This window comes from Pseudomonas sp. 5P_3.1_Bac2 (assembly GCF_025465995.1).
Lineage (GTDB): Bacteria > Pseudomonadota > Gammaproteobacteria > Pseudomonadales > Pseudomonadaceae > Aquipseudomonas.
Window position 1 is genome coordinate 430877 of the sequence record NZ_JANLNY010000028.1, and the last position, 23326, is coordinate 454202.

Sequence of the window (23326 nt, forward strand, 5' to 3'; positions counted from 1 at the left end):
TGCTCTGGGTAAGAGCAGCGCCTTTTTTATACCTGCGATTTAGCCTGTACGAACTGCTTAGGATTGGGCAGGCGCGACTTGGCTCGCGGCTATTGGGCTGTTTAAGCCTGCGCCCCAGCATCCGCCGGCAGCGTCAGTAAGGCCGCGCTGATGGCCTCGGCCAACTGCTCGATACAGAAGATTCCGCCGTGGGTCCATACCGAACGCATCGCTGCCACATGGCCGCGTTTAACAAAGCCCATGCCTTGCCATAGGGCGGTGCTGAACAGTCGCTCATGCTGGGCAAAGGGCTCGATATAGAGCACCACGCCGTCGTCGATTTGACCTAAGTCCGTCACCGGTTTCTGCAGGGCGCCCCAGCGACTGACCGCCACCTCCAGTGCCGGGCTTAAGCCCAGGCGGCTTAGGGCATGCTGCGGCATGGAGTTGGGGCCCATGGCGTAAAACACCGTGGGCGAATCAAAGCGCACCACGGCGACCTTGGGCGGCTGGCCGTTAAAGTGCGTATACAGCTGTTGGCGCAGTTGCTCCAGATGCTGATCCATCCGCGCCAGCTCACTCAGGGCCTTGTTTTGGGCGCCGACTTCGGCGGCCAGGCTAAGCAAGTTACGCCGCTGCAACTGCTGGTTGTCCTGCTCCTGGGTGAAGTCCTGATAGCTGAGTACCGTCGCGATGCGTTCGAGCTTGGGGCGGATATCTTCCAGCAGTGGGGTGATCAGAATCAGCTCGGGTTGTAGCTGAGCCATTAGCTCCAGATTCGGCTCGGTGCGCGTACCTAGATTGGGCACGCTAAGCGGCAGTGTGGGATGCACCACCCAGTCGCGATAGACCTGGGCATCGGCCACCGCCTGCGGCAGCACACCCAGTTGCAGCAGATGCTCGGTCATCTCCCAGCTAAGCGAGACGATGCGCTTGGGCGGCTCGGCCAGCGCCATGCGCCAGGGCAGGCCGCCCGCTAAGAGCAAGCCTTGCAGCACTGCGCGGCGCTTCATGCCCAGCGCCCGCGCAGCAGCAACAGCATGAAATACAGGCCGCAGACCACCGAGGCCACCAAGCCCACGGGGATTTGCAGGGGGAAGAGCAAATTGCGTCCCAGCCAGTCGGCCAACATCATCAGTGCGCTGCCCAGGGCCATGGCTAAACCCAGCTGGCTCGGTACGCGCCGGGCGCCAAGCATGGCCGCCATATGCGGGGCGAGCAGACCGACGAAGGCGGTGGGGCCCAGCAAGCTGGTGACCCAGGCGCAGAGCAGGGAAGCCAACAGCAACAGCAGCAAGCGCGCCTGGGCTAGATTCAGGCCACGGCTTAAGGCCACGCCATCGTCAATCGAGATCAGGCCGATGGCGCGTTGCATAAGCACACTCAGGCCGCTTAACAGCAGTACCCCAGCCAACAGCCATAGGGCCTGCGCGCCGGTGATGCGATAGGTCGAGCCGGACAGCCAGCCGAGCAGGGCCAGGGCATCGCTGGAGCCTTTGCTTAACACGAACTGCAACACGGTGCCGAGCAGGGCACTTAAGGCCACGCCGATCAGCACCATAATCGCTGGCGCATAGCGGTGGCGGCGGCCCAGCACCAGCAACACGGCGAGCACCGCCAGGCTGCCGACAAAGGCGGTCAGCGGTGCCAGCAGCCAGAACAGCGAGCTGCCAAACAGCACCAGACTGCTCAGCACTGCGAGGCCGGCACCAGCGGTTAAACCGAGCAAGTCCGGGCTGGCCAGGGGATTGCGCAGCAGGCGTTGCAGCAGCAAACCGGCTACGGCTAAGCCGCTGCCGGCACTGGCGGCGGCCAACACCCGTGGCCAGCGCAACGACCACAACGACTCAGTTGGCCAGCCCAGTTGCCAGCCAGCAAGACTACGGCTTAAGGCTAGGCCGAGCAGGGCGCACAGCAGCACGGCGGCGATCACGGCGCACAGGTTAAAGCGACTCAGACGCAGCGCGCCCCGGGGCAGTTGCAGGGCGCCTTGATCCTTGGCAGACAGCTGCCGGCGCGCCAACCACAGCAGCGCTGGTGCACCAATTAGCGCGGTGGTGGCGCCAGTGGGCACCAGCTCAAACCAGCCGTTGTTCAGTAGCAGCGCCAGGGCATCACTGGCCAGCAGCAACAGCATGCCCAGCAGCAGGCTGTAGGCCAGTTCATCGCGGGCGGTACGCGCCCCCAGCCAACGGGCTAAGTTGGGCGCGAGCAGGCCAATAAAACCGATCATGCCGACTGCCGTAATGGCCACGGAACTGAGCCATACCGCCAGCAGAAACAGCACCAGCAGCACTGGCAGCAGATTCATGCCCCGGGCTTGCGCCGCCTGCCCGCCAAGCTGCAATAGGGTCAGCGCGCGCGGGGCGATGACGAGCGCCAGCAGGCCGATTAACAGGCGTGGCCAGAGCCACTGCACCCAGCCCCAGTCGATCTGGGTCAGGTCGCCGGCGCCCCACACAAACAGGCCACGGCTTTGCTCATGGAGGATCAGCATAATGCCGCCGGCAATCGCCCCTAACAGCAGGTTCAGGGCCATGCCGGCGAGCACTAAGGGCAGGCCGGACAGGCCGCTGCGGCCCACGATCAAGAGCACTAGCGCCACCGCCGTCAGTGCGCCGCCCAAGGCCGCCCATTCGCCATACGCGGCGGCAAAACTCGGTGCCAGGCTGCTGGCTAACAGTAAGCCGAGCCAAGCGCCGGAGGAGGCGCCGATGGTCATGGGCGACACCAGCGGATTCTGGGTCATCTGTTGCAACAAGCTGCCCGCCAGGCCCAGGGCGGCGCCCACTAGCAGGGCGATGACTAAGCGCGGCAGCACGGCCAGGTGATAGTTCAGGGCGCTAAAGCTGTCGCTGGGCGCGCGCCACAGTTGCCACTGTTGGCTTGGATTCAGACCGCTGCCCAGCTGGCTATGCAGCATGGCTATGGCCAGACCCAGCAGTAGGGTCAGGCCATAGCGCCGCCACAGTTGGCGGCGCTCATGGCTGAAGCGCAGGGCTGGGGCAACTGCGGCCATCTCAGCTCACCACCGCCACCGGCAGGGCTTGCCCCGGTTGGTTGAGGAGCTGGATATCAATCTCGTACAGCTCGCTGAGCAGATTGGCGTCGAGTAACTGCTGCGGGCTGCCATCGAAAAATAAGCGCCCTTGCTTGAGCGCGATGATGCGCTGGGCATAGCGGCAGGTGAGGTTGATGTCATGCAGGATCGCCACCACGCCCAAGCCCTGCTGTCGATTGAGTTCGCGCAGTAGATTGAGGACCTGATACTGATGGGCCAGATCCAGCGCTGAGGTGGGTTCATCGAGCAGAATCAGCGGCGCGGCCTGGGCTAGCAACATAGCAATCCAGGCGCGCTGGCGCTCGCCGCCGGAGAGGCTGTCAGCCAGGTGTTCGGCGTACTGAGCGGTGCCGGTCTGGGCCATGGCCTGCTCGACGATGGCGTGATCCTGTGGTTGCCACAGACCGAGTAAACCGCGCCACGGATAGCGGCCCAAACGCACTAACTCGCGCACCGTGAGCCCCGGTACTTCCGGCAGGCGTTGCGGCAAAAACGCGATCTGTTGGGCAAAGGCGCGCTGGCTGTAGGTGGTGAGTGGTTGCTGATGCAATTGCAGATGCCCGGCGTCGGGCTCGATCTGCCGCGCCAGCAGATTCATCAGGGTCGATTTGCCCGAGCCGTTATGGCCCAGGATCACGGTAAATTCCCCGGGATTAATCACGAGCTGATCCAGCTCAAGGATGCGTCTTTGCTCACGGCAAACTTCGATCTGGTGCAGGCTCAGCATGCAGTGGCTAACTCCGTCTGCAAGCGCGCCAGGCGTTCGGCAGGTTTTAATTTTGGGCAGGAACTGCACAGCTCGCCGTCGGCCCGGCGAAAGTCCTGGCAGCAGGCGCGGCGCAGCAGGCAGAGGTGCTCGTCACCATCACTGGCAATCAGGCCTTCCAGGCAACTGCGTGGCGTCAGGCGCAGGGCTTCTAGCCAGTCTTGCTCTAGGGCCAGCAGCTGCGCATTGCTGTGCTTGAGTTGGCGCTGAGCCAGCAGCAGGGCGGCGCCGGCGCAATCGGCAGCGAGCAGGCGGGCCAGCTTGGGATAGATCTCGGCGACCTGATTAAACTCACCGAGCTGAGTCTCCACCAGCTCTTGCACTTGTCCGGCGGCAAAGCGGATTAACTCTTGGGTCTGGCCGTGCTGCGGGGTATGGGCGGGCAGACAAAAGCCGCCGACAAAACCACTTTGCAAGGACTGGCCCATGCGCTTTAACGAAGGCGCTTGGCCATGCAGATGTACCGCTAATACGCTCAGGTAAATCGGTTGCCAGATCAGCAATGTCCAACTGCGCACCGCCCAATAGTGGCGACCGGCTTCCGGATGCTGTTGTTGCCAATAGCGATACAGTTCAGCGATGCGTTGTGGGTTGTCCGGGCTGCCACAGAGCAACTGCTCCTGCTGCACATCACCCACACGCCCTTGCAAACGGGGGAGCACCTCGTTGGCGGCATTGAGCAGCAGGGTTAACTCGCGGGAAGTGTTGTACATCCGGACAATCCATTGGCCTGTAAGGGCTGCAGCCTATCTGCGGCGCGGCCTAGGCCCGATTAGAACAGGCAGTTGCGAATAGTTCAAATTATCATTTGATTGGCGCGACGCATAACCTGACGCACCTGTTTTTGCAGGTCAGCGGTAAATCCCAGGCGAAAAAAAACCGCTGCACGGGACTGCAGCGGTTTAAGGAGAAAGGGTAGCGCGAGGCGGTTAAATCACCCCGGCTGCGCGCAGAGCGCTGATTTGTTCAGTGCTGAGCTTGAGCTGTTGGCGCAGCACCTGATCGGTGTGCTCGCCCAGCAGCGGTGGCGCGTTGCGATAGGTCACCGGCGTGGCCGACAGCTTCAGCGGACTGGCCACCAGCGGTGTGCTGCTGCCCAGGCTGTTGGGGAGGTCGATGCGCAGGCCACGGGCTTGCACGTGGGGGTCGGCGAATACCTGTGCCAGATCGTTGATCGGCCCACATGGCACGCCGGCTTGTTCGAGCAATTGCACCCATTCGCTGGTGCTCTTAAACACCGTGGCCTGGCGCAGCAGGGGGATCAGTTCGGCGCGATGAGCCACCCGCGCTTTGTTGGTGGAAAAACGCGGGTCATCGGCCAAAGCCGTAAGGCCGGCAACCTCGCAAAGTTTGCGGAACTGCCCGTCGTTACCCACGGCGATGATGAAGTTGCCGTCGGCCGAAGGAAAATCCTGGTACGGCACGATATTCGGGTGGGCGTTGCCCAAGCGTTTAGGCGCCACTCCGGTGTTGAGGTAGTTCATCGCCTGGTTGGCCAGGCAAGCCACTTGCACGTCGAGCAGGGCCACGTCGACGTATTGGCCGATGCCAGACTGCTCACGCTGATTGAGCGCCGCCAACACCCCAACAGTGGCGTACAGACCGGTGAGGATGTCCGTTAAGGCCACGCCGACTTTGACCGGGCCGCCACCTTCCTCATCATCCGGCTTGCCGGTCAGGCTCATCAGCCCGCCCAAGCCTTGGATCATAAAGTCGTAGCCAGCACGCTTAGCGTAGGGGCCGTCTTGACCGAAGCCGGTGACTGAACAGTAGATCAGCCGTGGGTTGATGGCTTGCAGGCTGGCGTAGTCGAGGCCGTATGCCGCCAAGCCACCGACTTTGAAATTCTCCAGCAGCACATCGCAGTTTTGCACCAGCTCGCGGATCAGGCGTTGGCCTTCGGCTTGGGTGAAATCGATGGTCAGCGATTGCTTGTTGCGGTTGGCGCTCTGGAAATAGGCCGCCTCGCGCGAATCATTGCCCTGCGCGTCTTTGACGTAGGGCGGGCCCCAGTGCCGGGTGTCGTCACCCGTGCCGGGACGTTCAACTTTGATCACCTCGGCGCCGAGGTCCGCCAGGATCTGGCCGGCCCAGGGCCCGGCCAACACGCGGGATAAATCTAAAACGCGAATATGTGACAGGGCACCGGACATGGCAGGCCTCTTAGCAACGAAATGAAAGCAGGGAGGCCGCAGCCTCCCTGCTGACGGCAGCAGGACTTAGAAGAAAGCCTGCAGGCCGGTTTGCGCACGGCCGAGGATCAGCGCGTGGACGTCGTGGGTGCCTTCGTAAGTGTTGACCACTTCCAGGTTGACCAGGTGACGGGCTACGCCGAACTCATCGCTGATGCCGTTGCCGCCCAGCATGTCGCGGGCCATACGGGCAATTTCCAGGGACTTGCCGCAGCTGTTGCGCTTCATGATCGAGGTGATTTCCACCGCCGCAGTGCCTTCGTCTTTCATCCGGCCCAGGCGCAGGCAACCTTGCAGGGCCAGGGTGATTTCGGTCTGCATGTCGGCCAGTTTCTTCTGGATCAGCTGGGTTTGTGCCAGTGGGCGGCCAAACTGCTTACGGTCCAGGGTGTATTGGCGCGCGGTGTGCCAGCAATCTTCGGCAGCGCCCAGGGCACCCCAGCTGATGCCGTAACGGGCGGAGTTCAGGCAGGTGAACGGGCCGCGCAGGCCACGTACGTCGGGGAAGGCGTTTTCTTCTGGGCAGAACACGTTGTCCATGACGATTTCGCCGGTGATCGACGCACGCAGGCCGACCTTACCGTGGATCGCCGGGGCGCTCAGACCCTGCCAGCCTTTCTCCAGGACGAAGCCACGGATCTCGCCGGCATCGTCTTTGGCCCAGACCACAAACACGTCAGCGATCGGCGAGTTGGTGATCCACATCTTGGCGCCGGTCAGGCGGTAGCCGCCGTCGACTTTACGGGCGCGGGTGATCATCGAACCTGGGTCGGAACCGTGATCAGGCTCGGTCAGGCCGAAGCAGCCGATGTATTCGCCGCTGGCCAGTTTCGGCAGGTATTTTTGCTTGGTGGCTTCGTTGCCGAATTCGTTGATTGGCACCATCACCAGGGACGACTGCACGCTCATCATGGAGCGGTAGCCGGAGTCGATACGCTCCACTTCGCGGGCGATCAGGCCGTAGCACACGTAGTTAAGGCCGCTGCCGCCGTAGATTTCTGGAATGGTGGCGCCGAGCAGGCCGGTTTCGCCCATTTCGCGGAAGATCGCCGGGTCGGTTTTTTCGTGACGGAAGGCTTCTTGCACCCGTGGGGCCAGCTTGTCGGCAGCGAACTGCTGAGCACTGTCGCGCACCATGCGCTCTTCTTCAGTCAGTTGTTGATCCAGCAGCAGGGGGTCGATCCAGTTAAAGCTAGCCTTGGCCATGGGTAAAAACCTCGAATTCTTGGACTTAAAGCAGGGGCCGCGAGAGGGAAGTGGCGACACCTGGATGGCATTGATCCTAGGCGCCGAGATCGGCCTGCGCAAACGACTAATCTGCACCTATTTGTGCGTAATCCTCACTTCGAGTTAAGGTAATTCTGCTTTTAATCCCTAAATTGAGTGAGGCTCACGCACAGATGCGCCGTAAAATCCCCAGTACTGCCGCCTTGGTCGCCTTTGAGTCGGCGGCGCGCCATCAGAGTTTTACCAAGGCCGCCGCTGAGCTGAGCCAGACCCAGGGCGCGGTGTGCCGGCAAATCGCTGGGCTGGAGAGCTTCCTCAATGTGGAGTTGTTTAAGCGTTCGCGGCGTGGGGTCAAGCTGACCGAGGCGGGGTTGTCCTACGCGCGGCGCGTTGCTGCGCAGCTGGATGCGGTGGAGCGCGACACCCTGGCCGTGATGGGCCAGCAAGGGGCGATGAATATTGAGCTGGCGGTGGTGCCGACCTTCGGCACCCAGTGGCTGATTCCGCGCCTGAAGGACTTCCAGCGCTTGCATCCACAGGTGACGGTGAATCTGACCAACCGCACGCGGCCGTTTATGTTTGCCGACACCGAACTGGATGCAGCCATCTACTTCGGTGATGCCGACTGGCCCGGCACCCGGGCTTACTTGCTGATGGGCGAGAACATGATGCCGGTGTGCAGCCCGGCGTTGCTCCAAGGCCAGGCGCAACTGAGTGTGGCGCGCATTGCCGAGCTGCCGCTGTTGCAACAGTCGACCCGTCCCTATGCCTGGCGCCAGTGGTTCGGCGCGCAGGGGGTGAGCTGTGCGCGGGATATGAGTGGGGCGCGTTACGAGCTGTTTTCCATGCTCGCCCAAGCGGCCATCCACGAGATGGGAGTGGCGCTGATCCCGCCGTTTTTGATTCGCCGTGAATTGCAGGAAGGCCAGCTGGCGTTGGCCGCACCGCTGACGATGCCTACTGATAAGGCGTACTACCTGATGATTCCCGAGCGCAAATTGGAATCCCCAGCGCTGGTATTGCTGCGCGACTGGCTAATCAAGCAGGCTCAGGACTACGAAATGGCCAGTGGTCTCAAATAGAAGACAGCTTGCTAAGTATTTTTTCTTGATATGCCCCCCACAGCTGGCGATCTCAGCGCCGCCGCTTAATCACGAGCCGGCTAATTTTCTGGCTTTGTTGTGCCCTTATAGTCTTGTAGTGCTATTTAAATAGCACTACAAAGTCATTGGGACTACCTAAATAGGTGTTTAATTTATTGAACATAATTTGCCTCTGTAAGCCAAGCCTGGCGCGTCTGTGGGGCGTTTTTGTCTGACTCCGCTGATCATCTGCCTGAATTTTTCTTTATTTTTGTTGGGTATGCACAAAAAACCAGGGTAATGCACTGCAAGCCTTGTAGTTACTGACTTACAGCTGATTGTGTGGCTGTTTGGTCAACGGGTGACTTGTAGTTATCTAAATCTTTTACTTCATAACGTCTTGAAGGCAGCCGTCTTCGCCTGCAAAATGCCGCGCCCTGCCTTCGACTAAGGTCGTACAAGGGAAATTTGTGCTGATCATCCCAATATGCCCGCGTGCCATCCGTAGTACGCCGGTTCACAAAAAAGATCACGCAGGAGAATTGAAGTGCACATCGGTGTTCCTCTCGAAACCCATGCCGGCGAGACGCGTGTAGCGGCTACGCCTGAGACCCTCAAGAAGCTGATTGGCCAAGGCCATCAGGTGACGGTACAGAGCGGTGCCGGCGTGACTGCCAGTATTCCGGACAGCGCTTACAGCGCCGTTGGCGCAAGCATTGGCGATGCCGCCAGTGCCTTTGCCGCTGATTTGGTGTTGAAGGTGGTGGCGCCGGACGCTGCTGAATTGGCTCTGATGAAGGCGGGAGCGGTGCTGATCGGCATGCTCAACCCCTTCTGTAACGAGACCATTGCCCGGCTCAACGCCCGTGGTATTACTGCCTTTGCCTTGGAAGCTGCACCGCGTACCTCGCGGGCGCAGAGCCTCGACGTGCTCAGCTCGCAAGCCAACATCGCCGGTTACAAGGCGGTGATGCTGGCGGCCAATCATTACCCGCGCTTTATGCCGATGCTGATGACGGCTGCCGGTACGGTTAAGGCGGCCCGCGTGCTGATCCTCGGTGCCGGCGTGGCCGGTCTGCAGGCCATTGCCACGGCTAAGCGTCTGGGTGCGGTGATTGAGGCCTCGGACGTGCGTCCGGCGGTGAAAGAGCAAATCGAATCCCTCGGCGCCAAGTTCGTCGACGTGCCGTTCGAGACCGATGAAGAGCGCGAATGCGCCCAGGGCGTAGGTGGCTACGCGCGGCCGATGCCGGCTTCGTGGATGGAACGCCAAGCTAAGGCGGTGCACGAGCGGGCCAAGCAGGCCGATATCGTCATCACCACGGCCCTGATCCCCGGCCGTAAGGCGCCGACTCTGCTGCACGAGGCGACCGTCGCTGAGATGAAGCCCGGCTCGGTGGTGATCGACCTGGCTGCAGCCCAAGGCGGCAACTGCCCGCTGACCGAAGCCGACAAGGTGGTGGTCAAGCATGGCGTGACCCTGGTTGGTCACACCAATCTGGCGGCCCTGGTGCCGGCGGATGCGTCGGCATTGTATGCGCGCAACCTGTTGGACTTCCTCAAGCTGGTCATCGACGGCGAAGGCAAGTTCCACCTCAACCTTGAAGACGACATCGTCAACGCGTGCCTGCTGTGCCGCGATGGCAACGTTGTGCGCACTAACGGCTAAGGGGAGCACCGACATGGATCTGATTTCTGACGGCATCTACAACCTGATCATCTTCGTGCTGGCCATCTACGTGGGCTACCACGTGGTGTGGAACGTCACCCCGGCGCTGCACACGCCGCTGATGGCGGTGACCAACGCGATCTCCGCGATCGTGATCGTCGGCGCCATGCTGGCCGCGGCGCTGACCGTGACCCCGCTGGGTAAAACCATGGGCACCCTGGCCGTGGCGCTGGCTGCGGTCAACGTGTTCGGTGGCTTCCTGGTCACCCGGCGCATGCTGGAAATGTTCAAGAAGAAAGCGCCTAAAGCGCCCGCGGAGAAGTAAGCGATGAGCATGAACCTAATTACTGTGTTGTATCTGGTCGCTTCGATCTGCTTTATCCAGGCGCTCAAAGGTTTGTCGCACCCGACGACGTCGCGCCGGGGTAACGCCTTCGGCATGATCGGTATGGCCATCGCGGTACTGACCACCGTGGGCCTGATCTACAAGCTTGGCGCTGAAATCGCCACCCAAGGTATCGGCTACGTCATCGTCGGCCTGCTGGTCGGCGGCACCGCCGGCTCGATCATGGCCAAGCGCGTAGAAATGACCAAGATGCCGGAGCTGGTGGCGTTCATGCACAGCATGATCGGCCTGGCCGCGGTGTTTATCGCCATTGCCGCCGTGGTTGAGCCACAGTCGCTGGGCATCGTCGCCGCGTTGGGCGATGCGATTCCGGCGGGTAACCGTCTGGAGCTGTTCTTGGGCGCAGCCATCGGTGCCATTACCTTCTCCGGTTCGGTGATCGCTTTCGGCAAGCTCTCGGGCAAGTACAAGTTCCGCCTGTTCCAGGGCGCACCGGTGCAGTTCAAGGGCCAGCACCTGTTCAACCTGGTGGTGGGTTTGGCCATCGTCGCGCTGGGCCTGTACTACACCTTCACCGGTGATATCCGCGCCTTCGCCGTGCTGGTGGCGCTGGCCTTCGTGATCGGCGTGCTGATCATCATCCCGATTGGTGGCGCCGACATGCCGGTGGTGGTGTCGATGCTCAACAGCTACTCGGGCTGGGCGGCGGCCGGTATCGGCTTCTCGCTGAACAACTCGATGCTGATCATCGCCGGCTCCCTGGTGGGCTCGTCGGGCGCGATTCTGTCTTACATCATGTGTAAGGCGATGAACCGTTCGTTCTTCAACGTGATCCTCGGCGGCTTTGGCGGCGCGGCGGATGCGGCAGGCCCAGCGGGTGCGCAAGAAGCCCGTCCGGTGAAGTCCGGCTCGAGCGACGATGCGGCCTTCCTGCTGACCAACGCCGACACCGTGATCATCGTTCCCGGTTACGGCCTGGCCGTGGCCCGTGCCCAGCACGCGCTGATGGAACTGGCGGAGAAGCTGACCCACCGTGGCGTCACCGTGAAGTACGCGATTCACCCGGTGGCCGGGCGTATGCCAGGGCACATGAACGTACTGCTGGCCGAAGCCGAAGTGCCGTACGAGCAAGTGTTCGAGATGGAAGACATCAACAGCGAGTTCGGTCAGGCCGACGTGGTGCTGGTGCTCGGCGCCAACGACGTGGTCAACCCGGCGGCGAAGAACGATCCTAAATCGCCAATCGCCGGCATGCCGATCCTGGAGGCTTACAAAGCCAAAACCGTGATCGTCAACAAGCGCTCGATGGCCAGCGGTTATGCGGGTCTGGATAACGAACTGTTCTACCTGGACAAGACCATGATGGTCTTCGGCGACGCGAAGAAAGTCATCGAGGATATGGTTAAAGCAGTGGAGTAACAGCGCTGCATTTGTTTCAGTGCTCTGATATAGAGCTGCTATAGGTAGGATCCGACCTTGGGGAACTAAGGTCGGATTTTTTTTGCCTCGATTTTTGCTTATCAGCCACTGCCGTATGTGGGCGCTATTTTTGGAAGATGAGCAGTTGGGGCACTTGGCTTATCCGATTTTTATCGCGCACTTTTTAGTGTTTCTTTGCAGCGGGAAACTCTTCCAGGTAATCCCCAGCGATAGAGCCAGCTATGTACTGCTTAACCTGTTTGGTACTTTGCTTGTGGCCTATGGGTTAAGCGCTTCGCAGCAGCAGGTGGAAGGCTACCGTATCGCCCGTCGCGGCTTTGCCTCCATGCAGCCATCGCAAAAACAGTTGTCTGCGGTGATTAATAGCCCGCAGTGAATGCTGTCCCGTCGATCAGTTAGGGTTTAGCTGCTGAGAAACACCAGGTAAAACAATTAGAGTCCAATACAGTTCAATTTAAAACTGTACCTATATGTAATCACTGCATTAACCGGATTTTTGCAGGCTTATATCCTGTATTTTTAAATAATACAGATAGCTTACCTTGTCATCAGTACAGTTCCTTGTATTTATACTAGATCAGTTACTGAGCTTGCTATCTAATTGTGCGACAATTGAGTACAGCTGTCCCTACAAGCTTGTCGGGGCGGTCAGGATAATGACGCCACCGAAACACAGCACTAGCCGCCACAAGCGGAAGGATCAGCAACATGGAACCCACCCTTAGTTCCTCGATAAGTTTTACCCCGAGTCGAGTCAGTGGCTCGCAAGCATTACCCAAACGAATTCTGTCTTCCCTCGTGCATTGGCAGCGCCGCGCCGTTAGTCGCCGCCAATTGGCCCTGTTGGATACCCGCTTGCTGGCCGATGCCGGTATCAGTGAGGCCCAGCGCCAAGTCGAGTTAAGCAAGCCGTTCTGGCGCTAAGCGCCGCGGTCCCTTTTCTGCTCCTCCCTTTATTGGGATTTTGTAAGCCCTAGTGCCGTTGTGCGCTGGGGCTTTTTTTATGGGCAAGAAAAAACTCCGGTGTATAGCAGTACAGTTGGTTTGGTGTCAGTGCTGCGCCGTAACAATTTAGCTTTGCTGTATCTGCCTAGCTGGTGCCATGGGGGTCACCCTTAGCGAGTCGTTTTTCACTCGGCCAAGCAAAGGAGTCAGCTGTCATGCCTAGTGCTATGGAGTCATCGATACCGCTTTATCGCACCAAACCCACTGGGTTTGGCGCGGGCCTGTTTTGGTATTTAAGGCAATGGCGGCAGAACGTGCGTAGCCGCAAGCAACTGGCACGTTTGGACGGACGCTTGCTGGCCGATGCTGGGATCAGCGAAGCGCAGCGTCAGGAGGAGCTGGCAAAGCCGTTTTGGCGTTAAGCCGGTTGGCGATGATCTGCCGATACAGCTCGGCATTTTGCTCGCCCATGCGCTGCGCGGTGAACAACTGCCAGTAGCGTTGCTCGGCCTGTCGGCCCATCGCTTGGGCTTGCTCAGGGTTGTGCCAGAGTTGATCCATGGCGGCGCGCAAGGCCTGCGGATTGCTGCGTTCAACAACTAGACCAGTCTGGCCGTGGATGTTGATATAGCTGGTGCCGGTGCCGATCTCACTGGAGATCATTGGTTTGCCGTACATGGCGCCTTCCAGCAGGGAAATACCAAAGGCCTCTGAGCGCAGGTGCGAGGGGAACACCACGGCACTGCACAATTGCAGCAGGGCGACTTTGTCCTCTTCCGCCAGCCGGCCTAAAAAATGCACGTGCTTGAGCCTGAGGCGCTGCGCCTGCTCGCGCAGCTCTTGCTCCAGAGGCCCGGCACCGACGATAACAATCGGATAGTCACTGCCTTTAGCGGCCTCCAGCAGAATATGCAGGCCTTTGTAATAGCGCATCACCCCGACAAACAGAAAGAAGCGGGTGCCAAAGCGTTGTTGCCAACCTTGCAGGGTACTGGTCTGCGGCTGTGGATAAGCTGCTTTATCCAGACCATAGGGGATTACTGAAGTCTTGCACCGGTAGCGTTTAAGCACGTCGCTGGTGGCGAAGTAATTGGGCGAGGCGGTGACGATATGATCGACGCTGTCGAGAAAACGATGCATCAATGGCCGGTACAGTTTGAGCAGGTACTTCTGCTGAATGATGTCCGAGTGATAGGTGACCAGCGAGGGTTTTCCGGTTGCCGCGGCGAAGTGCAGCAAGTCCATCATCGGCCATGGGAAGTGGTAATTGATCAGATCAAATTGCGCTGCCAGCTGCTTAAATTTCGGCAGGATCTTATAAGACAGGCCGGTGGAGGCGATATGCAAATCCCTTTTAACCAAGTGCACTTGGTGATCGGCCACCTGAATCTGCGCTGCGCATGGATTGTCGCTTAAGGCCAGCACTTCGGAGTGCATACCATGGGCAATGCCGCTTTGGCAAATCTGTAGGATGACTTGTTCAATGCCGCCCACGGACTCCGGCAGATAGGTCTTGAATAAGTGTAATACACGCATTGCTTACTCCAGCGCCTGGCGGTAGGCGGCAGTGGTAATGCGGGCGCAATTGGCCCAGGAAAATTGTTGTACTTGTTCTAGTCCCAGTCGGCGGCGTAGCAGCCACTCGCGGTCATCTTCAATCAAACGCATGATGGCTGTCGACCATTGTTGCGGCGCCTCTGCCGGACAGTATGTACCTGCTGTGCCAGCCACTTCCGGCAGGGAGGCGGTTGCACTCAGGACGACCGGAACTCCCGCTGCCATCGCCTCTAAAACCGGCAAACCAAATCCTTCATAGAGCGATGGGAACAACAGCATACGAGCCCCAGCCAGTACTTGCGCTAGGCGTTGATCGTCTAAATAACCGAGCAAGCGCACTTGGCCACTGCTCACTGCGGTGCCTAGACGGCCCTGTAGCGCTTGCGGGCCCCAGCCGGCCATGCCGGCAATCAGCAGGGGATAACGTTGGCGCACCGCTTCAGGTAGCTGAGCATAAGCGTCGAGGGCCAAGGGCAGGTTTTTGCGAGGCTCAAGAGTGCCGACACAGAGCAAATATTGCCCGGGTGCAATCCCTAATTCAGCGCAGACAGATGCCTGCTCAGTAGCGCTGTAGGGGCGAAAACGCTCGGCATAACCCAGCGGCGCCACACGCAGACGCTCCGGGGCAATACCGTAATAACGCTGCGCCTCATCGGCGATAAATTGCGAGTCGGTGAGAATCACCTGGGCGCGGGCTAAGGCCGGTTCCACGCGCTTCTCGATTTCGCGCAGGCGGTCGGCCGGCTGAGTCTCGGGGTAGTGCACATGAGTGAGGTCATGCAGGGTCATCACCATCGGCCCGGCGAACTCCAAAGGCCATAGACTTGGCTCGTGATACAGTGCCGGGCGCAAGCGTTTTACGCCATGGTTGAAGGCTTTTTGTTGCAGATTACGACGTAGGCTGTAGGCATTAGGTAGGTAGCGCTTTGCCAAGGTACTGATCCGGGAATAGCCTGGCATGGTGCTGGGTGGTGGCTGCGCCGACCAGCTTAATCCCGCAAAAAAGTCTATCTGAGTGTCCGTCAACTTGACTATTGCACTGCTCAGGCCTGCAATGTACTGACCGATTCCGGTGCGAGGTGCGCGCAGGATGCTGGCATTAAGCACTATATGCACGATTCCCCTCCTCGGCTTGTCGTACGTTGCGCACTAGCTGTTTAGTGCTGCTCGACCAATTAATCCACTGCCACTGTTCTAGGGGGTTTTTTGCGGGAAAGCTGCCCCCGTTTTCGTAAAGATGAATCAAGCGGGCTAAGCTCTGAGGGTCTTGCAGATCGAAATAGGCCATGTAGTCGCCGCCGATTTCTCGGAACACTGGTATATCACTTCCCATTGCGGGCAAACCACGTTGCATAGCTTCCACAAGAGGCAGACCAAATCCCTCCGCGTGCGAAGAGAAGACCAGCGCCGCTGCGTGGGAATAGGCAAACTCTAAGCTGTTATCGTCAATGTCGTTAAACATATACAGACGTCGCCCATATTCTTGGTGGGTATGAATACGGTCTATTAATTCGGCACACTTCCAGCCAATGCGACCAATTATACAAAGGTGAGCCTGGCTACCTGCTGCCCAAGCCTGTTCAAAGGCGTCCAGCAGATAGGTGTGATTCTTGCGCGGCTCGATTGTACTAACGGCTAGGTAAACCTGTTGTGGCTGAGTAAATACGTCAACTAAGGCAGGCTTCGGCCCGCCACCTTCGGCGCGCAAGTCCAGCTCTGAGCCGAGATGAAAAAAACCATGCCAGCATTGCTGCGCGGCATCTTGGCCTAGACGTTTATGCAGCTCAGTTTTGAGCTCATCACGCACGCTGCGGGAAATTGACATGAAACCGTTAGCCTGATGGATGACCCAGCTAAACCACGCGTTGTAAATGTCATGCAGGCGCTGATCAAAAAACTCTGGTCGGGTGACGGGGATCAGGTCATAGATCACCGCCACAATGCCTACACCTTGGCGTTTGAGATTTTCGACAAGGGCAAAGTTCTGTTCATGCCACGAAGAGTCAAGTAGCACCAGTTGATCACCAGGCTTGCTGACAAAGGGTTCGGCCCGCAGACGCAAGGGGTCGTAGCCAAGCATGGCAAGGCCACGCATTAGTGCACTGACGGGAAGCCCCAATACACGCCATGCAACAAAAAACACCCGCCGTCCGTTGTGCCAGCGGCAGATACTCAGTTGTGACTCATACTTGTTATGCAGGCCCCAGAATGCGTGGTTGAAACGATGCAGTTGGCGATACAGGCGCGCAGCCGGGGTCTTATCTTCTGGCCCGGGCAGCAGTTGATTTACGCGATATAAGCGATTGTTGGCAAAAACTACGGGAATGCACTCGGCGTCTGTTTGTGAGGGGAGGTGGCGAACAATATTGCGCACTACGCGCTGAATGCCCGAGTTAACGCCCGGCGAGCGAAAGACAGTGGAGCACTCAAATAAAAGACGGCTCACACGCTGGCCTCACTCTGTTTATCTAGGTCAAGACGCTGCAGGCTCAGATGTGCGTCCAGCCATGTGCAGCCAATAAAGTTTTCTTTATCGCGGTTGATCACGTGGAACAGCAGACTAAAGTCACGCCACTCGTAATTGCCTGACATGTGTGAGTCTTGCTGCGACAGGCTCAGCGAAATCGAATAGCTGCCAGGACCTAGGAGCATGCTGAAATTAAAGTTGAAACGCAGACGCTGACCTACTTGCAAGTCAAATTGGGTCTGATTCAGTCGGTGGCTGTTTATGCCATACATGGTCTGGCCAAAGCTGTCTTTAATCATAAAGCCCAGGCCGAGGCTGCTTAATTGCGTGTTTACCAATGTATCTACTTGCAGGGTTACGGGCTGCGCAACATCGATACTTTCCAGTGCATTACCGTCGTTATCGAGCAAGCGAATACCCGTGATCACGGCTTCAGTGCTGCCTGAAATGGTTTGCACATGGCCTGACGCCAGTTTCTCTTGGCGAATGGTTAGGGCGTCCCGATCGGCCATCAATGCGTGGTAATAGTCCAGCACTACTTCCGGCTTACCTTCTTTAGCCAGTTGACCACTATTGAGCAAAATAGCTCGATCGCAAATTGACTGAATAGCGTAGCGGTCATGGGAGACGATCAGCAGTGTCGTACCTTCTCGGCGAAACTGGCGGATTCGCTCGAAACTCTTGTGCTGGAAGTAGGCGTCACCCACCGACAGTGCTTCATCGACAATCAGGATATCTGGGCGTTTGGCCGTCGCGACGCTGAAGGCCAAGCGCATCTGCATACCACTGGAATAAGTGCGTACCGGTTGATCGATGGCTGCGCCGATTTCGGCGAATTCTTCAATATGTGGTAGCAAACTGAGAATTTCTGTGAGCGTCAGCCCCTGTAATTGGCCGGCCATAATCGCGTTCTGACGCCCGGTAAAGTCAGAGTGAAAGCCCATGCCCAGTTCAAGTAAAGCGGCTACTCGGCCTTCAAAGTGAATGGCTCCCTCAGTCGGTAAGCTAGTACCGGTGATGAGTTTAAGCAGCGTGCTTTTGCCGGCGCCGTTGGCACCCACCAGGCCGATGGCCTCACCCGGATTAACTTCAAAATTGATGTTACGTAATGCCCAGTGCTGTTGATGCCGTGCTTTGCCAAACGGCAATAGCCATTCGAGCAGGCGACTCCAGCGTGACGGATACTGTTTATAGGCCTTACCCAGATTTTCAACCCGCACTAAACCCATCAGATTTCATCCAGCATGTCGGCCGCTTTTGAGCGGAATAAGACTATTGCCAAAACACAGCAAGCCAATCCCCAGAGGCTGATCGGCAGCAGTGTTGACCACTGCGGCCAAGCGTCATGGAGAAATAGATTCTGATACGCCTGCATCAACCCTGTCATGGGATTGAAGACGAGCCAAGGCTGCAGGCTGGCTGGGAGAATATCCAACGGATAGACGATAGGTGTTAGCCAAAACCACAGTTGTAGGGTGATGCTGAACAGTTGGCCGACGTCTCTGAAAAACACATTGATGATCGCCAGAATCATCCCTAAACCTATTGCAAATACTAACTGCAAGCCGATTAGCAACGGTAGCGCTAGAACGGCCTCACCAGGAAACCGGCCAATCACCAATAGCACCAGTAGAAAGAGGCCAAGGGTGATAGCAAAGTTGAGAAGAGCACCGAGTAATACAATTAATGGCAGGCAGAGCTTAGGGAAACTGAGCTTTTTGAGTAGATTTGCATTGTCGAGAAACATACTTAAACAACGATTGGTAACCTCGGCAAACAAGCCCCAGGTCAGAATGCCGCTGCAAATATACACCCCGTATGCCAAACCATCATTTAGGCCAGGCAGACGGGCTTGCATCACCTGAGAGAAAACTAAGGTGTAGATCACAATCATGGCCAGAGGTTGAAGCAGAGGCCACAAAGGTCCCAGCAATGAGTTGCGGTAGCGCGACTGAAAATCGCGTTTGACGCTGCTTAGAATGAATCCTCGATACAGCCACAAACTGGTCATCAACGCACCCGACCGTACTGATCTTCAAAACGCACGATATCGTCTTCGCCCAAATACTCACCGCTTTGCACTTCAATCATCACCAAGTCCAGCACTCCTGGGTTTTCCAAGCGATGTTTGTGCCCGGCCGGAATGTAGGTGGACTCGTTGGTATTGACCAGGCGTGGTTCAGGGCCGCCATTAGTGACTTTGGCCATGCCTTGCACGACGATCCAGTGTTCACTGCGGTGGTGGTGCATTTGCAGCGATAAAGTGGCGCCAGGTTTGACCACAATCCGTTTGATTTTGAAGCGCGGACCCTCTTCTAGAATGGTATAGGAGCCCCATGGCCGATTGACCGTGCGGTGCAGGCGATAGGCCTCGTGTTTATTGAGCTTGAGTTGTTTGGCCACCTTGCCCACATCTTGCGCGCGGTCGGCCCGGGCGATCAGGACGGCATCGCAGGTGTCGACGATAATTAAATCATCCAGGCCAACCGTGGCGACTAAACGCTCTTCGCCATAGACCAAGGTATTGCGCGTATCCAGTAGCAAGGCTTGACCCTGAACCCGGTTATTCTGTTCATCTGCCGGAATCTGCTGGGCTAATGCGCCCCAAGAGCCGATATCGCTCCAGTCAAAGGTGGCCGGAACTACCGCCACAGACGTGGAGCGTTCCATTAGCGCGTAGTCGATGGAAATATCCGGCAATGCCGCAAAGGTCTCACTGGCCAACTCTTGTACGGCGTAGCCGCCAGTGGTTTGCACTGCGCTTTGCTGCAGGCACAGTTGCGCGCCTTGGACGATCTCCGGCGCATGCTCGGCTAATTGACTGAGTAGATGCCCAGCACTGAAGCAGAACATCCCCGAGTTCCATAGATAACGGCCGCTGCTCAAGTACTGCTCGGCTGTAGTCCGATCAGGCTTCTCGACGAACTGCGATACGCGCTGGCTGCCCAGTTCATCCAATTGCTCGCCTAATTCGATATAGCCAAAGCCGGTTTCTGGACTGCTAGGGACGATGCCGTAGGTGACCAAATACCCGGCCTGGGCTAGGGCGACTGCTTGCTCAGTGGAGTGTTTAAAGGCGGCTATATCAAGAATCAAATGATCCGCCGCCATCACCACGAGAATTGCCTGCGGCCCATAGCGTTCTTGCACCGCCAGGGCGGCCACGGCGATGGCGGGTGCCGTATTGCGCCCTTCGGGCTCGAGGATAAAATGCGCTTTGTGTTTGCTTAAGCCTGCGGCGACAAACTGATCGCGGCTGGCAAAGTAATGCTCACGGTTGGTCACCGTGATTACTTCGCTGGCGCCAGCCGCCACGGCAGCGGCGCGCTGGTAAGTCTTATTGAGCAGAGACTCGCCATCGGGCATGCGCATAAAGGGTTTGGGGTGACCTTCGCGGGAAACCGGCCACAGCCGAGTCCCTGCACCACCAGACAGGATCACAGGAATAATGTGCACGGTTTACTCCCTGCCGACGCGGCGCAGGTCAGCTTCGACCATCATCTCGATCAGCTGGGCCAGGCTGGTTTGTGCTTGCCAATTTAGTTTGGCCCGCGCCTTGTCTGGATTGCCCAGCAGTACATCGACCTCGGCTGGGCGGAAGAACTGCGGATCGATCACCACATGGTCGCGGTAATTCAGGCCGACATGGGTAAAGGCCAGTTCGCACATGTCGCGCACCGTGGTGGTGATACCGGTAGCCACCACGTAATCGTCGGCTTGCTCCTGTTGCAGCATCAGCCACATCGCTTCGACGTAGTCGCCGGCAAAGCCCCAGTCACGCTTGGCGTCGATGTTACCTAGGCGTAGCTCTTTCTGTTTGCCGAGCTTGATCCGTGCTGCTGCGTCAGTGACTTTACGAGTGACGAACTCAATGCCACGCAGGGGCGATTCGTGGTTGAACAGAATCCCGCTGGAGGCGTGCAGCTTGAAACTTTCCCGGTAGTTCACGGTGATCCAATGGCCATACAGCTTGGCCACCCCGTAAGGGCTACGCGGATAAAACGGCGTGTTTTCGTCTTGCCGCTCAGCTTGAATCAGGCCAAACATTTCGCTGGTCGAAGCTTGATAGAAACGGGTGTCAGGAGACAGCTGACGGATGGCCTCAAGTAGGTGAGTGACCCCTAGGCCATCGACCACGCCGGTAATAATCGGCTGATCCCATGAGCTACCTACAAAGCTTTGCGCACCGAGGTTATACACCTCATCCGGACGCGCTTTAAGCAAGGCACGCTGCAAGGAGCTGCCATCCGCGAGGTCACCTTCGAGGTATTGGATATCGCCTTCAATACCCAGCTCACGCAGACGCCAGCGGGTATCACTGCTGCGCCGAGCGACTAGGCCATAAACCTGATAACCCTTATCTAATAAGAGCTTAGCGAGATAGGCACCATCTTGACCGGTGATCCCTGTGATTAACGCAGACTTGGCCATTTCTTATTTCCTATTTTTATTTTTTGCCTATCAAACCTTTAGCAACCACTCTTGGAACATCGCCTGCATTGTTTGCTGCAGCGCAACGCTCGGTTGCCAACCTGTTACTAGCTTGATTTTGTTTGGATTACCGGCAACAACTCTTTGCTCCGATTTACGCATACGTGATGGATCCTGTCGGAAACTTACCTGTATGCCTGAGTACTCAATCATCGCGTCTATCAGGTCACGAATAGATTGTTGTTGACCTGAGCAAATATTATAAACCTCACCGTTAACTCCTTTGTCTAACAGGCACATATAAGCGCTTATTACATCTCGCACATCTAAGAAGTCACGGCTCACATCAATGTCGCCAACCTCGATTTGAGGTGGATGCTTGCCTTTACTAATGCACGCAAGTTGCTTGGCAATGCTGGATATTACGAAGTTCTCACTTTGACCTGTACCGATATGATTGAACGGGCGAGCTATTACAATGCGCCAGGGCTCGACATAACTCCACTGCTGGCACAACATCTCTGCAGCGATTTTACTGACTGCATAGGGGTTACGTGGACGTGCGGGTTGAGTCTCGCTTATGGGCATTGCGGACTCATCAACTTGGCCATAAACGTCCCCGGAACTTACATATATGAACGTTCCCGTGAAGCCGCGAGCTTTGAGTGCTTGTAGTAAATTCAGTGTGCCAATCAAATTGACTTGTAGTGTCTGTGCTGGATTACGGAAGGCTTCGGGTACGAATGTTTGCCCTGCTAAGTGAACCACTGCATCGGGGCACGTCGGCGCTAGCAAAGCCTCCAACGACTTAGGCTGGCATAGGTCAAACGAGCTGGATTCTAGTAGCTGCCAATCTGGATGATTATCTAGGCTGAGCTGAAAATGCTGGCCGACAAAGCCATTTAGACCTGTTACCAGTAATTTTTTCATAGCGTCGTTTCTGCGCATGTTAGAGGCTTTGCAGGGCATCTACGAGGACCAGCGATCAATGAAAGCATGCGATTTCCTATGTACTCTGCTCGTGATTCAGTGCGTTCTGTAACGGCACTGGTTGTATCAGCAGTTTGTCTGCGAGGTGTTTTCCCTTAAGGCGAAATGGCTTTTCCACTAAGCGGTAGTTCAGCTCGCACAACAGTACAATTAATAGGCCGGCACTAATCAACACAGGATAAAACTGACTGCTGTCCAAAGGCTGCCCATCTTGCATACGGAACCAAATTTCGCGAATAAGGAAAAAGGCTGGGATGTGGATTAAGTAGATACCGTACGAGCGGCCTCCTAACCAGCGCAGAAGTGCTCCCGTTGCCCCTTTAACACCTAAGTAATCTCGGTTATGAGCGGCAACCCAAACCATCACGGCCGATAATATGGCAATGAGCCCAACTTTTATGCTGGCACCAGGCAATCTATCCGCGGCCAGTAGCGACATTACAAGGAGACTTATCAACAGTAATGTCAGCCCTGCGCCGCTGCGTGCAAGTAGATTTGGGCGTAATTTAGCGAAGGATGGATGGTGGCTCCACAGCGCTAAAAGAACACCAAGGGCTAAAGCATCAGTGCGAAACATCATTAGCATGGGGCTTCGCACTAGGAATACTTGAGCCAGTACCAAGCCGATAAGCACATAAGGCAAATAGCGCCGAGACAGCAGAATTAGCAGCGGAAATAACAGATAAAACTGCTCTTCCAGCGACAGGCTCCAGTAGACAAAGCTCGTGCCGTACGGCTCGTTCATGAAGGTTTGGGCGAAACGCACGTTGGCGAACTGCAAGATGCCGGCCGCTGTAGCCTCTAGGTTAGTGCGTAAGCTGCCGAAAATTCCGCTGTCGTTGAACAGCAGCGTGACCAGTAGTATTAGCGCAAGCCACAGCCAAGCTGAGGGCAGTAGCCGCCAAGCACGTCGCAACCAAAATGACAGCACTGTGCGTTTGATGGCTTGGTAGCCTTGGGCGGACTGCAGCCGTGGTACTAGATCGCGGGCGATAACAAAACCGGATATGGCAAAGAATAGGTCAACTCCGAACCAGCCACCAAAATAGGTGTAGAAGCGCTCAAGGGCAGGGCTGCTCCACGTGAATAGATTGCCATTGGCATGGTGGACTACCACCATGAGCACAGCTATTCCACGTAGGATTTCAATGTCGCTTATACGGCCTTTCATTGA

General features: G+C 57.3%; 20 protein-coding genes and 2 pseudogenes. 7 read left to right on the forward strand and 15 right to left on the reverse strand.

Annotated features, from left to right (window positions below):
- Nucleotides 1–101: 101 nt before the first annotated feature.
- The 6 genes from NTD81_RS19100 to NTD81_RS19125 form a co-directional block, all read right to left on the reverse strand.
- Nucleotides 102–992 carry an iron-siderophore ABC transporter substrate-binding protein gene (locus NTD81_RS19100; protein ID WP_262184321.1) on the reverse strand — a complete coding sequence of 297 codons (891 nt, stop codon included), beginning with the start codon at nucleotides 990–992 and terminating at the stop codon, nucleotides 102–104.
- Nucleotides 989–2998 carry a Fe(3+)-hydroxamate ABC transporter permease FhuB gene (fhuB, locus tag NTD81_RS19105; protein ID WP_262184322.1) on the reverse strand — a complete coding sequence of 670 codons (2010 nt, stop codon included), beginning with the start codon at nucleotides 2996–2998 and terminating at the stop codon, nucleotides 989–991. Before fhuB ends, NTD81_RS19100 begins: the two co-directional genes overlap by 4 nt.
- 1 nt (nucleotide 2999) lies before the next feature.
- Entirely contained in the window at nucleotides 3000–3767 is a 768-nt protein-coding gene (locus NTD81_RS19110) for an ABC transporter ATP-binding protein (protein WP_262184323.1), read from the reverse strand.
- Nucleotides 3761–4519, reverse strand: a complete 759-nt coding sequence (locus tag NTD81_RS19115; protein ID WP_262184324.1) for a siderophore ferric iron reductase — start codon at nucleotides 4517–4519, stop codon at nucleotides 3761–3763. Before NTD81_RS19115 ends, NTD81_RS19110 begins: the two co-directional genes overlap by 7 nt.
- 216 nt (nucleotides 4520–4735) lie before the next feature.
- Entirely contained in the window at nucleotides 4736–5959 is a 1224-nt protein-coding gene (locus NTD81_RS19120; protein WP_262184325.1) for a CaiB/BaiF CoA transferase family protein, read from the reverse strand.
- A 66-nt stretch (nucleotides 5960–6025) separates the two neighbouring features.
- On the reverse strand, nucleotides 6026–7204 hold the full coding sequence (locus NTD81_RS19125) for an acyl-CoA dehydrogenase (protein ID WP_262184326.1): 1179 nt from the start codon (nucleotides 7202–7204) through the stop codon (nucleotides 6026–6028).
- Between the two features lie 194 nt (nucleotides 7205–7398).
- On the opposite strand from NTD81_RS19125, the gene NTD81_RS19130 reads away from it, so the two are divergent.
- The 7 genes and pseudogenes from NTD81_RS19130 to NTD81_RS19160 all read left to right on the forward strand — a co-directional run.
- Nucleotides 7399–8307 (forward strand): LysR family transcriptional regulator, encoded by a 909-nt coding sequence (locus tag NTD81_RS19130; protein ID WP_262184327.1) that lies wholly within the window; start codon nucleotides 7399–7401, stop codon nucleotides 8305–8307.
- 547 nt (nucleotides 8308–8854) lie between these two features.
- Nucleotides 8855–9976 carry a Re/Si-specific NAD(P)(+) transhydrogenase subunit alpha gene (locus tag NTD81_RS19135; RefSeq protein WP_262184328.1) on the forward strand — a complete coding sequence of 374 codons (1122 nt, stop codon included), beginning with the start codon at nucleotides 8855–8857 and terminating at the stop codon, nucleotides 9974–9976.
- A gap of 13 nt (nucleotides 9977–9989) precedes the next feature.
- Entirely contained in the window at nucleotides 9990–10301 is a 312-nt protein-coding gene (locus tag NTD81_RS19140; RefSeq protein ID WP_262184329.1) for an NAD(P) transhydrogenase subunit alpha, read from the forward strand.
- A 3-nt stretch (nucleotides 10302–10304) separates the two neighbouring features.
- Complete coding sequence (locus NTD81_RS19145) at nucleotides 10305–11741, forward strand: NAD(P)(+) transhydrogenase (Re/Si-specific) subunit beta (RefSeq protein WP_262184330.1); 1437 nt, start codon at nucleotides 10305–10307, stop codon at nucleotides 11739–11741.
- A 115-nt stretch (nucleotides 11742–11856) separates the two neighbouring features.
- Complete coding sequence (locus NTD81_RS19150) at nucleotides 11857–12138, forward strand: hypothetical protein (RefSeq protein ID WP_262184332.1); 282 nt, start codon at nucleotides 11857–11859, stop codon at nucleotides 12136–12138.
- Between the two features lie 332 nt (nucleotides 12139–12470).
- Nucleotides 12471–12686 carry a DUF1127 domain-containing protein gene (locus NTD81_RS19155; RefSeq protein ID WP_262184333.1) on the forward strand — a complete coding sequence of 72 codons (216 nt, stop codon included), beginning with the start codon at nucleotides 12471–12473 and terminating at the stop codon, nucleotides 12684–12686.
- Between the two features lie 341 nt (nucleotides 12687–13027).
- Nucleotides 13028–13129, forward strand: a pseudogene (locus NTD81_RS19160) (DUF1127 domain-containing protein); the annotation flags it as partial.
- Nucleotide 13130: 1 nt separating this feature from the next.
- On the opposite strand, the pseudogene NTD81_RS19165 reads toward NTD81_RS19160, so the two are convergent.
- The 9 genes and pseudogenes from NTD81_RS19165 to NTD81_RS19205 form a co-directional block, all read right to left on the reverse strand.
- Nucleotides 13131–14243 (reverse strand): annotated as a pseudogene (locus NTD81_RS19165) (glycosyltransferase family 4 protein); the annotation flags it as partial.
- A gap of 3 nt (nucleotides 14244–14246) precedes the next feature.
- Nucleotides 14247–15380 (reverse strand): glycosyltransferase family 4 protein, encoded by a 1134-nt coding sequence (locus tag NTD81_RS19170; protein WP_262184335.1) that lies wholly within the window; start codon nucleotides 15378–15380, stop codon nucleotides 14247–14249.
- Nucleotides 15364–16710, reverse strand: coding sequence for a glycosyltransferase family 4 protein (locus NTD81_RS19175; protein WP_262184336.1), 1347 nt, complete (start codon nucleotides 16708–16710; stop codon nucleotides 15364–15366). Before NTD81_RS19175 ends, NTD81_RS19170 begins: the two co-directional genes overlap by 17 nt.
- Nucleotides 16707–17960 (reverse strand): ABC transporter ATP-binding protein, encoded by a 1254-nt coding sequence (locus tag NTD81_RS19180; protein ID WP_262184338.1) that lies wholly within the window; start codon nucleotides 17958–17960, stop codon nucleotides 16707–16709. The genes NTD81_RS19175 and NTD81_RS19180 overlap by 4 nt, the downstream gene beginning before the upstream one ends.
- A complete protein-coding gene (locus tag NTD81_RS19185) occupies nucleotides 17960–18742 on the reverse strand; it encodes an ABC transporter permease (RefSeq protein ID WP_262184339.1) in 783 nt (260 codons plus the stop codon). Before NTD81_RS19185 ends, NTD81_RS19180 begins: the two co-directional genes overlap by 1 nt.
- Complete coding sequence (locus NTD81_RS19190; protein WP_262184340.1) at nucleotides 18742–20187, reverse strand: mannose-1-phosphate guanylyltransferase/mannose-6-phosphate isomerase; 1446 nt, start codon at nucleotides 20185–20187, stop codon at nucleotides 18742–18744. Before NTD81_RS19190 ends, NTD81_RS19185 begins: the two co-directional genes overlap by 1 nt.
- Before the next feature lie 3 nt (nucleotides 20188–20190).
- Complete coding sequence (gene gmd / locus NTD81_RS19195; RefSeq protein ID WP_262184341.1) at nucleotides 20191–21162, reverse strand: GDP-mannose 4,6-dehydratase; 972 nt, start codon at nucleotides 21160–21162, stop codon at nucleotides 20191–20193.
- A gap of 30 nt (nucleotides 21163–21192) precedes the next feature.
- A complete protein-coding gene (locus NTD81_RS19200) occupies nucleotides 21193–22092 on the reverse strand; it encodes a GDP-mannose 4,6-dehydratase (protein WP_262184342.1) in 900 nt (299 codons plus the stop codon).
- Nucleotides 22093–22168: 76 nt separating this feature from the next.
- Nucleotides 22169–23323: an acyltransferase family protein gene (locus NTD81_RS19205; protein ID WP_262184343.1), complete on the reverse strand. Its 1155-nt coding sequence runs from the start codon at nucleotides 23321–23323 to the stop codon at nucleotides 22169–22171.
- Nucleotides 23324–23326 lie beyond the last annotated feature (3 nt).

Coding starts and splice junctions, on each gene's coding strand:
- NTD81_RS19185 (WP_262184339.1), bottom strand. CDS start 18,742: ATGACCAGTTTGTGGCTGTATCGAGGATTCATTCTAAGCAGCGTCAAA.
- NTD81_RS19140 (WP_262184329.1), top strand. CDS start 9,990: ATGGATCTGATTTCTGACGGCATCTACAACCTGATCATCTTCGTGCTG.
- gmd (WP_262184341.1), bottom strand. CDS start 21,162: ATGGCCAAGTCTGCGTTAATCACAGGGATCACCGGTCAAGATGGTGCC.
- NTD81_RS19125 (WP_262184326.1), bottom strand. CDS start 7,204: ATGGCCAAGGCTAGCTTTAACTGGATCGACCCCCTGCTGCTGGATCAA.
- NTD81_RS19115 (WP_262184324.1), bottom strand. CDS start 4,519: ATGTACAACACTTCCCGCGAGTTAACCCTGCTGCTCAATGCCGCCAAC.
- NTD81_RS19110 (WP_262184323.1), bottom strand. CDS start 3,767: ATGCTGAGCCTGCACCAGATCGAAGTTTGCCGTGAGCAAAGACGCATC.
- NTD81_RS19145 (WP_262184330.1), top strand. CDS start 10,305: ATGAGCATGAACCTAATTACTGTGTTGTATCTGGTCGCTTCGATCTGC.
- NTD81_RS19155 (WP_262184333.1), top strand. CDS start 12,471: ATGGAACCCACCCTTAGTTCCTCGATAAGTTTTACCCCGAGTCGAGTC.
- NTD81_RS19180 (WP_262184338.1), bottom strand. CDS start 17,960: ATGGGTTTAGTGCGGGTTGAAAATCTGGGTAAGGCCTATAAACAGTAT.
- NTD81_RS19205 (WP_262184343.1), bottom strand. CDS start 23,323: ATGAAAGGCCGTATAAGCGACATTGAAATCCTACGTGGAATAGCTGTG.
- NTD81_RS19130 (WP_262184327.1), top strand. CDS start 7,399: ATGCGCCGTAAAATCCCCAGTACTGCCGCCTTGGTCGCCTTTGAGTCG.
- NTD81_RS19150 (WP_262184332.1), top strand. CDS start 11,857: ATGTGGGCGCTATTTTTGGAAGATGAGCAGTTGGGGCACTTGGCTTAT.
- NTD81_RS19120 (WP_262184325.1), bottom strand. CDS start 5,959: ATGTCCGGTGCCCTGTCACATATTCGCGTTTTAGATTTATCCCGCGTG.
- NTD81_RS19200 (WP_262184342.1), bottom strand. CDS start 22,092: ATGAAAAAATTACTGGTAACAGGTCTAAATGGCTTTGTCGGCCAGCAT.
- fhuB (WP_262184322.1), bottom strand. CDS start 2,998: ATGGCCGCAGTTGCCCCAGCCCTGCGCTTCAGCCATGAGCGCCGCCAA.
- NTD81_RS19100 (WP_262184321.1), bottom strand. CDS start 992: ATGAAGCGCCGCGCAGTGCTGCAAGGCTTGCTCTTAGCGGGCGGCCTG.